At 36.5% G+C, this 12,767-nt stretch carries 8 protein-coding genes; 1 reads left to right on the top strand and 7 read right to left on the bottom strand.

What is annotated here, in order from left to right:
* Positions 1 to 5 precede the first annotated feature (5 nt).
* From AC5YGG_RS03740 to AC5YGG_RS03750, 3 genes are all read right to left on the bottom strand, one after another.
* A complete protein-coding gene (locus tag AC5YGG_RS03740; RefSeq protein WP_496143099.1) occupies positions 6 to 824 on the bottom strand; it encodes an undecaprenyl-diphosphate phosphatase in 819 nt (272 codons plus the stop codon).
* Between the two features lie 171 nt (positions 825 to 995).
* Positions 996 to 1,292, bottom strand: coding sequence for a DUF3098 domain-containing protein (locus AC5YGG_RS03745; protein WP_185116869.1), 297 nt, complete (start codon positions 1,290 to 1,292; stop codon positions 996 to 998).
* 2 nt (positions 1,293 to 1,294) lie between these two features.
* Positions 1,295 to 2,194 (bottom strand): cell division protein FtsX, encoded by a 900-nt coding sequence (locus AC5YGG_RS03750; RefSeq protein ID WP_496143100.1) that lies wholly within the window; start codon positions 2,192 to 2,194, stop codon positions 1,295 to 1,297.
* A gap of 91 nt (positions 2,195 to 2,285) precedes the next feature.
* Here AC5YGG_RS03750 and rsmA point away from each other — a divergent pair, with 91 nt between their 5' ends.
* On the top strand, positions 2,286 to 3,056 hold the full coding sequence (rsmA, locus tag AC5YGG_RS03755; RefSeq protein ID WP_496143101.1) for a 16S rRNA (adenine(1518)-N(6)/adenine(1519)-N(6))-dimethyltransferase RsmA: 771 nt from the start codon (positions 2,286 to 2,288) through the stop codon (positions 3,054 to 3,056).
* Between the two features lie 98 nt (positions 3,057 to 3,154).
* On the opposite strand, the gene AC5YGG_RS03760 is transcribed toward rsmA, so the two are convergent.
* The 4 genes from AC5YGG_RS03760 to AC5YGG_RS03775 all read right to left on the bottom strand — a co-directional run bounded on the left by AC5YGG_RS03760 (position 3,155) and on the right by AC5YGG_RS03775 (position 12,756).
* On the bottom strand, positions 3,155 to 5,521 hold the full coding sequence (locus AC5YGG_RS03760) for a choice-of-anchor L domain-containing protein (RefSeq protein ID WP_496143102.1): 2,367 nt from the start codon (positions 5,519 to 5,521) through the stop codon (positions 3,155 to 3,157).
* A 347-nt stretch (positions 5,522 to 5,868) separates the two neighbouring features.
* On the bottom strand, positions 5,869 to 9,462 hold the full coding sequence (locus AC5YGG_RS03765) for a choice-of-anchor L domain-containing protein (protein WP_496143104.1): 3,594 nt from the start codon (positions 9,460 to 9,462) through the stop codon (positions 5,869 to 5,871).
* Positions 9,463 to 9,631: 169 nt separating this feature from the next.
* A complete protein-coding gene (locus tag AC5YGG_RS03770) occupies positions 9,632 to 11,998 on the bottom strand; it encodes a choice-of-anchor L domain-containing protein (RefSeq protein WP_496143105.1) in 2,367 nt (788 codons plus the stop codon).
* A 203-nt stretch (positions 11,999 to 12,201) separates the two neighbouring features.
* Positions 12,202 to 12,756: a DUF1003 domain-containing protein gene (locus AC5YGG_RS03775; protein ID WP_496143107.1), complete on the bottom strand. Its 555-nt coding sequence runs from the start codon at positions 12,754 to 12,756 to the stop codon at positions 12,202 to 12,204.
* Positions 12,757 to 12,767 lie beyond the last annotated feature (11 nt).

Below are 12,767 nucleotides of genomic sequence, written 5' to 3' on the forward strand. Positions count from 1 at the left end.
ATTTTTTATTTAAAGAAATAAAAATAAATTAGTAAAGCGATTCCTACAAAGATTCGGTACCATCCCCAAGGTTTGAAACCATACTTATTAAGAACTCCAATGAAAGCTTTGATTGCGATAAGTGCAACTACAAATGCCACCACATTTCCAATAATGAAAATCATAATGTGATCCTGTGATGCCATGATCATTTCATATCCTTTTTGCGGGTTCGGAGTTTCTTTTCCCCAAGTCTTCACAAAAACAGAATATACGGTTACAGCAAGCATGGTAGGAACTGCAAGGAAGAAAGAGAACTCAGCTGCTGCCTTTCTGGTAAGCCCCTGCGTCATTCCTCCAATTATAGAGGCTGCACTACGGCTCGTTCCCGGCATCATCGCCAGACATTGCCAGAAACCGATGGTAACCGCTTTTTTTATCGTAATTCCTTTTTCGTCATCAATTGTAGGGTTTTTAAACCATTTATCGGCAAAGAGTAAAACAACTCCCCCGAGCACCAATACAGAAGAAATTGCAATCTGATTTCCAAGAACGGCTTCAATTTTATCATCGAATAAATATCCTAAAACCAATGCAGGAACTACTGCAAAAGCCAGTTTGAAATAAAACTGAATATTATTTAAATCAAAAAACTTTTTCCAGTAAGCTACCACTACAGACAAAATTGCCCCAAACTGGATGGAAACCTGAAACATTTTTAAAAATTCATCATCCGGCATTCCCAATAAATTGGCAGTGAATCCCATGTGTGCTGTAGATGAAATCGGAAGATACTCCGTTAACCCTTCTACAATGGCAATAATAATTGCTTTAATTAAATCCATATTCCTTTAAAAATTAAAAGATTAAAAGATTTAAGAATTGAAAGACTGGCGATATGCCTAAATAAATATTAATCAATTGATAAATGAAGGTGCATTACCTACAACATTTTCAAATTAATATTTAATCTTTTAATTCTTAAATTTTTTAATCCTTAAATAAAATTATTTTATTTATTTTCTCTTTAAGATTGCATAAACTTCTATGACAAAACCTATAACAACAAATAAAGGTGCAATTCTGATTCTTCTGATAGAAAAGATATCATCATTCCATACATTCGGATCAAATTTTCCGTCTACGGTATTGGCATCCGGTCCCATCATCAATAGGAATCCTACTACAATAAATGCTAATCCTATCAGCATCCATTTGAAGTTCTGCTGTCCGAAATAGAATGTATTTTCCTGTGGCACTTCTGCTTCATTTCCAAAGTTTGAAGCGGAAATTTTATTTGTTTTTTTGCTCATTTTTAAGAGTAATATAAATCGTCAACGTTTGATTTTAAGAATCTCCATGTAGCGAAAATTGTACTTAAGACAGAAATAAAAATTCCTACTCCCAATACCAGGATCACTAACCAGAAGTACTGATTGTTGTCCTGTACGAAAGCTGAACCGATCTGACTTGTGAAGTAATACCATACACCACCTAATGCAATAAGACCAATTACAGAGCCTATAGCTCCTAAAATAATGGCTTCAATGATAAACGGCTTAAGGATAAATCTTCTTTTTGCTCCTACCAGCTGCATTGTTTTAATGATAAATCTCTTAGAGAATATTTTCAGACGGATAGAGTTGTTGATCAATACAACAGCCAATACTAAAAATAATATTGAGAATCCGAAAATCCACTTTAAAATTCTGCTCAGGTTATTGTAAACGTCTACCATCAAGGTACTGTCGTTTTTCACATCAATAATTCCAGGAACAGACTTGATCACCTTAATCGCCTCATCAATTTTTGCAGGATCTACATATTCAGGCTTCAAAGCTACTTCGATAGATGAAGGGAAGATATTTTCTTCAAACAATGCATCACTATCAATTCCCATGCTTTTCTTTGCCTCTTTCGCAGCCATACTTCTTGAGATATAGGTCGCTTTTTTTACAGGAGCTAACGTCTGTACCTTTTTAAAAGTTTCTTCCTCTAGTTTTGCAATTTTTACAGAATCTTTTGCGTCATAATTTTCATCAAAGTAGGCGTTCACCACCAACTGTTCTTTGATATAGTCAGAATACTTTTGAGCATTAATTAAAATAAGCCCCATTAATCCCAACAAAAATAACACTAAGGCAATACTTATCACTACTGTAATATTGCTGGACCGAAGCCTTTTCTTATTAAACTCATCTACAGATTTAGCCATTAATATTAAAATTTTTGGCTAAAATAGAAAAAAACTTCCGAAATTTGGGACGAAAAAAAGAAAATCATTGTTAATAAAATCATAAAAAACTTTGAGTGTAAAAGCAAAAAAACATCTTGGGCAGCACTTCCTGACAGATGAAAACATCGCAAGAAAAATCGTAGAAGGTCTTAGTTTTGAGAACTATAATAATATCATGGAGGTAGGTCCGGGAATGGGTGTACTTACTAAATATCTTCTTGAAAAAGACCAAAAGATCTATCTTGCCGAGATCGACACGGAATCTATTGAATATCTAAAAAACAATTATTCCAAGGTTACAGAAGATACTTTTGTAGGTGATTTCCTGAAACAGGACTTTAATTTTATTAAAGATGATCAGATTGCCATTATTGGTAATTTCCCTTACAATATCTCTTCACAGATACTATTCCAGATTGTAGATCACTATGAACTGATTCCTGAGATGGTAGGAATGTTTCAGAAAGAGGTTGCTGAAAGAACAGCAGCTGTACCGAGAACCAAGGATTATGGTATCCTTTCAGTCCTGATCCAGGCATATTATGATGTATCATATATGTTTACCGTTCATGAAAATGTCTTTAATCCGCCACCAAAGGTAAAGTCCGGTGTTATCAGACTTACAAGAAATCCGAAGGAAGGTTTGGCTGGTAACGAGATTCTTTTCAAACAAATCGTAAAGACTGGTTTCAATCAAAGAAGGAAAAAACTGTCTAATGCTTTAAAAACCTTAAATATTCCTGAAGCTTTAAAAGGTCATGAATTTTTAGATAAAAGAGCGGAAGAACTCAGCGTTTCTGATTTCATTTCTTTTGCGAATCTTTGGAAAGAAAATCAATAAGATAGATATAAATAAAGCTTCTGATATCAGAAGCTTTATTTTTTCGGTTCAAAAAAAGCCTTTCAGTAAAACTGAAAGGCTTTTTACATATTTAAAGTTTATTCTCTGTTTTTCAACATGATCCATCCGGACCAATCCATCTGAGCTTTTGATTTTGGATATTCAAAATTAAACTTATACCAGTACGTTGCAGAAGGTAATCTCTTCCCGCCTACTGTACCATTCCAGATTGGCGTTTCTTTGGAGAATTTGAATATTTCAACTCCGTATCTGTCATGAATAGAGCCTGTAAAGTTTTTAAACCCTGTAAGTGCCGTAAGATCCAGAACATCGTTAATTCCATCTTCATTAGGAGTAATGATATTATTGATCTGTAATGTAAAGAATTCTAATGTGCCTACACAATGAGTCCCTACTCTTCTTACCATAATCATATAGTTTGTATTATCCAGAAGGTTGGTAAATACATTTGACGACTGCCATGTAATTCCGTTATCGATAGAATATTCCAAGGTACTTGGCAAATTATTCATAGGTGGGTTTTCAGCTGTAACAGTAAGAGTCTTTTTAATACTTTCGTAATTCAATCCTATTACATAAGGTTTGGCAGCTCCCATTACATTTGCAGAAAATACTTTCTTACAAGTTCCATTGTCTATTTCTACGGTATAAATCCCCCACTCATCTACATCGATCTTTTGTGTTTTAGCACCTGTACTCCATAGATATTTATAGTTAGTACCGGCACCTGCATCTAAAGTAACACGATCATCACGACACATTTCGACATCTGCTAAAGGTGAGGTAATTTCAGGGGTAACTTCAATTCTTATTGTTGCAGGATTTAATGATCTACATCCTTTTGCTCCAACAGCGTATACTGTAAATATCGTCGTCTGGTATAAAGTAACAGTTTGCGCATTTCCAGTTCCGGGAAAGTTTACCCATTGGTAAGTATCTCCTCCTTCTGCACTTAATGTCACAGATTCTCCCGGACAGATTTTTATTCTGGAAGATTTTACTTTAGCTGTAGGTGTTGTTTCTTTTAATAGTGTTAATTCAACAATTTTACTACAGAACGCACCATTTGAAACTAATACATACAATATCTGTCCGTCATTACCATTATAATTAAGGATATTTTGTATATAATCATTGTTTTGTGCAATAGCATCGTCCTGATCTTCATAAAATTTGAAGACCGCTCCAGGGGTGGTACTAATGGATGGTTTAATTGTACTTAAATCAAAAGTTGTGATATCGGGTGTGGTACAAAGCAATAATGTAGCATTATTTGCCTGTGGTGTTGTTCCACCATGAATTTCTATTGAGGCAGTTCCGGGACAAGGATTTCCAGGTAAACTAACTTCAATGGTATAAGTTCCTGGTTGTGTAGCTGTAATACTATTAGTGTTAGCGTTTGGTACTACTACTCCGTTATGATACCATTTGTATAATAAATTAGGATCACTTACAGAAGCTGTTATTACTTGAGGAACGTTGTCACAAACATTAATATCAGATGGTAACTTTGCACCACTTGGGTCTAAAAGTTCCACTCCGATATTGAAAGATCCTCCTTCAAGGAATACGGCAGTATCATATCTATAGTCAGTGTAATCTGCCACTACCATTTTAAAGTGATATTCCTGTCCTGCCGTTACATTAGCTACAGCAGTAAGAGGTATTGTTCTACCGTTAAAATTTGTTTCAATATTAGCGTTATTATACCCTCCAAAATACATTTCATTCACTGCTGGACACCCTCCAGGAATTGCCGGGTGAATATTGGTAATACTTACCGGCCCTGCTCCTCCAGGAAGCACAGCCATATTCACATAAGGACCTCCAGATGTAGGTTTTAATAATATCGCAAAAGCATCTGCAAAATTACAAGGAAAGCTTAAAGTATATTCTTCAGACGCTAATAAGTAATTAAACTTAATCTGCGAAGTTGTAGGAACAAAATCAAATTCTAAAAGTACAGCATCTTTTAAATTACTTGATGTTACCCCTATTGCTTGTGCAAGGTCAGCATCTGTACCTCCACCGTTTATATCTTCAAGAGTTGCTGCTATCCCTGTGTTTCCAGCATTTTTTGCAAATCCTGTAGAAAGTACGATTCCATCTTTGAAAGGGAAATTGGTTGTTCCTTTATGAAAATACCCCCATGATCTGTTTGCATTTCCTACCGCGTGATTTGGAGTGATCTTTACATTGGTCACATTCGGAGTAACACAGGTATTAGTCCCTGATGAAATTAAAACATCTTTTACTAATTTTTCTATATCAAAAGCGGATTCTGTGTACCCTGGAGCATTTACATCAATAAAAGCTCCTGCTCTTCTGGATGCTGCGGTAAGGGTTTCCCTCACCCCTTTTCTGGGTGGCGGGGTTTGGGTTTGTGAAAATAAAAAGGTCGAGACGACCAGAAAAAGTAAACAAAGCGGTAGATATCTTCTCATAATATTTTTGTTTCAACAAATTTAATTTTTTTTTAAACATACCATATACATATTTATATTTTTTACAATAAAAATATAAAAAAACATACATCTTATAGTTAATTTCCTCATTATACAATTTTAAATAGCTTTTAATATTTATACTTATAAAGAAGTCTTCTTAAACCTTTGCATCTATATCTTTTTGAAAATTAATAATTTATAAAAAAACATACAATTACTTTTACCATTACTATATATTAAATATGATATTCTACATTATTTTTAAGAGTAAAGACTAATTCCTATAAAAAAGACAAAGCCCTCCGAATCTGGAAGGCTTTGCTAATTATTATTTTATTAACTGTTTAGTTTCTATTTTTCAACAGGATCCAACCGGAACGTTCTTCCAGTTTTTTGCTGGCAGGGTTTTCCCACTGAGCTCTGTACCAATAAGTACCTGTAGGCAGATTTATTCCTTTCAGAGATCCTCTCCATATAGCTTCATTCTTTGTTGCTTTAAAGACCTCAGCGCCATATCTGTCAAAAATTGATGCTGCAAAATCTTTATACCCACTGATTCCTGAGAAATCAATAGTATCGTTTATGCCGTCCATATTAGGAGTAATTGCATTGCTTATTATCAATGTATAATAATCTATAGAAGTACCACATTTTGCATCTTTCACACGAACCATTAAATGATACATGGCATTATTTAAAATATTATAAAATACGTTTGAAGACTGCCATGTTGTACCGCCATCTGCTGAATACTCTAAAGTTCCTCCGCTAGGATTACTTGCTGTAAGAGTAAGTACATTCTTTTCATAAACAACATTGATAATTTGAGGAAGATCAGGATTGATCAACTGAGCTGTGAAAACCTTTGAGCATACTCCATTGCTGATTGTCACAGAATAAGTTCCCGGGAGATTTGTTGTAATCGTTCGGGTTGTAGCTCCTGTATTCCAAAGATAAGTATAATTAACCCCTGGTCCGGCATCAAGAGTTCCACTATCTCCGGCACACACGAAAACATCTTGTAATGTAGAGACAATAGCAGGAACTACTTCAATTTGCACAGTGGCAGGATTTATAGAACTACATCCGTTTCCTCCTAATGCATGCACAGAATATGTAGTAGTTATCGCAGGTGTCACTACCTGAGTATTACCATTTCCAGTAAGACCATTTCCCCAGCTGTAAGTAAAACCTCCTGAAGCCGTTAATGTTACAGATTCTCCTTCACAAATCTTTATTTTAGATGCTGTAAGCCCTGCGATAGGTGGTCCTACCTGAACTGTCACTGTTGCAGGAGTAGCAGATACACATCCGTTAGCTCCTACAGCGGTTACTGTGTAAACAGTAGTATTGGTAGGTGATACTACTTGGGTGCTTCCATTTCCTGTCAGTCCATTTCCCCAGATATAAGTAGCTCCTCCTGAAGCTGTCAGGGTTACGGATTCTCCTTCACAGATACGTGGTTGCGACGATACCAATGCTGATGTTGGTACTACGGTATCCTGTGTTACAGTTACCGTTGAAGTATATGAACAGCTTAAATTTCCTGGTTGGGATACATTAGTAACCGTGAGTGTATAAGTTCCTCCTGCACTTACTACAGGGGTAAGCGTATTACCACCCGAAACAATAGTTCCTCCAGTAGTAGTCCAGGCAATGGTAGATCCTGCCGGAATAACGGAGGTATTAGCATTCAAAGTAACCTGAGGTGTTGTACAGGTAATTGTTTGAGGAGCATTTATAGTTAAAGTAGTTTCATCAGTTTTTATTAATTGTAAAGAGACAACATAGCTACATCCGCCGTTACTTACTAAAACATAAATGGTTTGATTTCCTGGAGCAGTATATGTTGTAGGCGTTGCAATAAAGCTCCCGTTAGCTGCATTGGCGTCTGCCTGATTCACATAATAAGTAAAAGTAATTCCTGGAATATTTGTAATCTGCGGCTGTGCTTCTGTAAGGTCAAAAGTAAGCCCCGGCTGATAACATTTGTGCAATGTCGCATTCTGTGGGGTAAATGGTTCTGATACTTCAATCGTCAAAGTACCCGGATTCTGAGAAGCACAACCATTGGAACCTACTGCTGTTACTGTATAGGTAGTGGTAGTGGTAGGAGATACCGTTTGTGTATTTCCATTTCCGGAAAGCCCATTCCCCCAATTATAAGTAACTCCTCCCGAAGCCGTTAACACTACGGATTCACCTTTACAGATCTTCAGCTTAGGCGATGTAAGTGTTGTCATCGGAGGGGCACTGTTTCCTGTTACCACAACGTTTGCTACAGCTGTACAATTTATATTGCCCGGCTGATAAGTTTTTGAAATTGTCAAAGTATATGTTCCCGGAGCGTTGATGACAGGATTTAAAGTATTTCCTCCTGAAACAATAAAACCACCCGTAGTAGTCCAGGCAAACGTAGATCCTGCAGGGGAAACTGAAGCAGATGCATCCAGCGTGATCTGAGAATTAGCGCATGTCAATACCGTTGGAGGTGCAATAGTAGCTGTCATCTGCGGAGCTTTAACAAGCTGCAGTTCTGCAACTTTTGAACAGAACCCATTGCTCACTCTCACATATACGGTCTGTCCTCCCGCACTTGAATATGTTGCAGGACTTGGTATTGTACTGTTATTTCCGGCATTAGCATCAGCAAATGTTGTATAATATGAAAAAACAGCTCCTGGTGTTGTACTTATAGCTGATTGTGCTGAAGGTAAGTTAAATATTGCATTTCCCGCAGTATAACAGGCTGTTAATGTTGAATTCTGAACCGTAGGCGATGTTCCACCTACAACAGTAACAGAAGCTTCTCCGGGACAGGAACTTCCTTGAATATATACTTTAACAGTGTACACCCCTGGCTGTGTTGCGGTATAACTTGCCTGATTTGCACCCGGGATAGGATTATTATTTAAAAACCACTGATAAGTTACATTAGGGACCTGAACAGAGGCAGTAAAGGTCTGCGGACTGTTATCACACATGTTTACAGAGTTCGGAAGCTGAACACCCCCTTCCCCTAAAATCTTTACTCCAATATCAAACGATCCTGCTTCTAAAAACACGGCGGAATCAAAACTTGTATCCTGATAATCAGAAAGCACCATTTTAAAATGATAGGTTTGTCCAGGAATTACTGCTGCTTTTGCAACAAGCGGAACTGTTCTTCCGCTAAAATTTGTTTCAATATTATTAGGGTTGTATCCTCCGAAGTATTGTTCATTTACAGCACTACAATAAGGGTCCACATTAATGGCAGGGTGAATATTTGTAATACTTACCGGTCCGGCACCTCCTGGAAGAACAGCCATATTTGTATAAGTAGGATCACCTACTTTTTTCAATAACAATGCAAAACCGTCACTAATGGTACATGGGAAGCCATTTTGGTATTCTTTGGAAGCAAATAAATATCTGAATGTAATTTCTGTTGAAACAGCTACGAAGTCAAATTCAATATAAGTAGCATCTTTTAAATCAGTAGGAGCAAGCCCTAATGCTGCTGCAAGGTCATTATCTCCTCCAGTTCCGAGAACATCATTCAAATCACCTTGGGATATGTTTCCTGCTTTATTTGCAAATCCCGTAGAAAGAAGAACTCCCCTGCTGAAGGGAAAATTTGTATTTCCTTTACTAAAAAAGCCCCAGCTTCTATTTGAACTACTTGCTGATAAATTCGGAGAAACAGATACATTGGTTATATTAGAGTTAGCGCAGGCTCCTCCTGATATAAGCACGTCTTTTACCAGCTGAGTAATAGTATAACCGGATTCAGGATAGCTGGCTGCGTTTACGTCTATAAATGCTCCTGCTCTCAATGTGGCAGGATTAGGTCTCCTAACTTCCTGTGTTCTCCCTCTGTTTTGAGCAAAAACAATGTTTCCAATAAAAGCAAAAAATAACGCTAAAAATAAATTCCCCGTCCTCCTATTTAACATTTTATATTGTTTTAAACAAAAATACTATTTTTTTTAATTAAAATTCAACTTAACTCATTTTACATTATTACTAATTCAAATTTATTTATGGTAGAATATCAATTTTATTTATTTGATAATCATAAAAAAAGACTGACATATTTGCCAGTCTTTTATGTATAGTTTAAAATTACTCTATATTTTTAAGGAGTATCCATCCTGTTTTCACCGTAAGGAGCTTACTTGCAGGGTCTTCATAGGTAACCTGATACCAGTATGACGCAGTAGGCAATCTTTTACCTTGGAAATATCCGTCCCAATAGGGTCTGATCTTCTCTGCCTTAAATACTTCTCTTCCGTAGCGATCAAAAACTTTACCACTGAAATCTTTATAGCTACTTATTCCTCTGAAATCAATAATATCATTAATATTATCACCGTTTGGAGTAATCACATTTTTCATGACAAAAGTAAAGAACTCAAGGAAGCCTTCACAGCTTGTATATTTTACTCTTACACGGATAGATATTATTTTGTTTTTCGGAACGTCTGTAAATACATTGGAAGCCTGCCAGGTAATTCCATTATCCACGGAATATTCCAATACTCCGTTACTAGGATTACTCGCTGTAAGAATCATTGTTCCCTTATCATTATAATCTACATTGATTACTTCGGGAACAACGGCTTTAATAACCTTCGTTTTAAACTCTTTGGAACATACTCCATTACTGATTGTAACGCTGTATTCTCCCGGAGTATCCACTGTAATTGACTGAGTTGTCTCACCGGTACTCCACTGGTAAGTATATGAAGGACCCGAACCTGCATTCAGAAGAATTTTATCTCCCTGACAGATATGACCACCTTTTAAAGTAGAAACAATAGCTGGAACCACTTCAACCGTAATAGTTGCCGGAACTAAAGATTTACATCCCTGCGCTCCGATAGCATACACGGTATAAGTTGTAGTTTGAGTAGGATTTACTGTTCTGATTCCATTGGTAGAGGAAGAATCGCTCCATTCGTAAGTTACCCCGCCTGATGCCGTTAGCAGTAAAGATTCTCCTTCACAGATTTTTAATCTTGGAGCAGTAAGTGTTACTATAGGAGTTGCCTCTTTTCTTAAAGTTAAAGTGGTTATTCTGCTACAGAATACTCCATTAGAAACCCAAACATGCAGTACTTGCCCGTCTGTTCCATTATAATTCGTAAGATTGGTAATATAGTTATTATTTTGAGCCTGCGCATCTGTCAGATTAGCATAAAAACGGAATACCGCTCCCTGAGTTGTACTGATCAATGGTTTGGCATCTTCTAAATTAAATGTCGTCACTGTAGGAGTTGTACAAAGCTTTAATACAGCTGCTTGAACAGTAGGACTTGTTCCGCCAATAATTTTAATCGTAGCTTCTCCCGGACATTGATTTCCAGGGATCATTACTTTTACGGTGTAAACGCCAGGTTCGGTAGCAATATAGGTAGCGTTGGTTGCCCCGGGAATTGCAACGCCATCTTTGTACCATTGGAATGTCATTCCCGGAATTGTAGCTACCTGAGCTTTCAATACTTTAGGTTGGTTATCACAAACATTGATAGTTCCCGGTAAGCCTACTCCAGCTTCGTCCACGATTTTAATTCCTATATCAAACGATCCACCTTCAAGGAAAACGGCAGAATCATGACCTGTATCCTGTGCATCAGCAAGAACCATTTTAAAATGATAAATCTGTCCCGGAATTACATCAGCTGTTGCCGTCAATGGAATAGTTCTCCCGTAAAAGTTAATACCTAAGTGAGGTTTATTCATCCCTCCAAAGTAAGCTTCATTGATCGGACCACAGCTGAATCCATTACCTGCAGGGACAATATTGGTTGCACTTACCGGACCTGCTGTTCCTGGTAATACAGCCAGGTTTACATAAGTAGGATCTCCTACCTTCTTCAGCAATAATGCAAAAGCATCTGAATAATCTGAACAAGGAAAATCCGAAGTATATTCTTCTGAGGCGAATATATAATTAAATTTTACCTGGGTAGAATTGGGAATAAAATCAAATTCAAGGGCTACAGCATTTTTCAGCGTTACAGTCGGATTGGTAGCCGCTACAAGATCAGGGTCACTTCCGGTATTTACATTCTGACTTAGCAAAGAGATGAATTCGTTTCCAGCTTCTTTAGCATAACCCGTACTTAATACAATTCCATCTTTAAAGGGAAAATTAGTAGTTCCTTTGTTAAAATAGCCCCAAAATCTATTTTCATCAGACACCGCATTATTAGGGCTTACTGTAACGTTTGAAACATTAGCAGCCGTACAGGAGGTTCCGCCATTGATCAAAATATCTTTTACAAGCTGCTCAGGTGTATAGCCGGATTCAGTATAAGAGGGTACATTCACATCAATAAAAGCACCTGCTCTCAAATTTGCTCTTGAAGGTCTTGCATCTGCTGCATTCCTATCATTCCGACCAGATTTTTGTTGTGAAAATGCAGGAACAGAAGCCAATAAAAACGCTAAAAGAAAAAAGTAGTTTTTTAATCTATAGTTCAACATTTTAATTTCATTTCTTCAAATATAACAAAAACATCTATACAAATCCTGTTTCACAGACAATTATTCATCAATTAACCCAACATATTCATAATAAATATTTTTTATTTTTATGTTTTCCGTAAAAAAAATAAAATTTCAGCCATAAAAAAACAGATCTGTTAAACGGATCTGTTTTTCACTATATAAATTGTACTTTTTATAGACTATTCGTCTTTCTTCAGCTCTTTGATTTCATCTTTAAGCTGAGAAATGATATCCTTTAAAGCTTTTATTTCATTTTTGTTTGAACTTACATTGCTTTTCAGCATGACATTTCTTGCTCTTTCATTATGATCTTCATCTTCTTCTTCCTCATTGATCTCTTCAATATCTTCCTGAATATCCTCGATATCTTCATTGATTTCCTCAATGTCTTCACTAATTTCCTCAATATCCTCACTGATTTCTTCAATATCTTCCTGAATATCTTCAATATCCTCACTGATCTCCTCAATATCTTCCTGGATATCTTCAATTTTCTCATGACTTTTATTAACAGACATCTGAATAAAAATAGCAAGATAAATAGCTTCCAGAGAAAGTACCGTTGTAAGAATAAGAAGCATTTTATCAAAATCTACAATATTCAGCATCGGAAGCAAAAACGAAGTAATAAACAGCAGAGTATGCACAATCAGGGACTGAATAGACCCGATCCAGGAAGTAATACTGTCTGCTATTTTCTCAAGAAGCTCTGTTTTTTCGTTATATTTTTTCATCCTTTAAGTTT

It is taken from the genome of Chryseobacterium sp. CS2K3 (genome assembly GCF_059515185.1).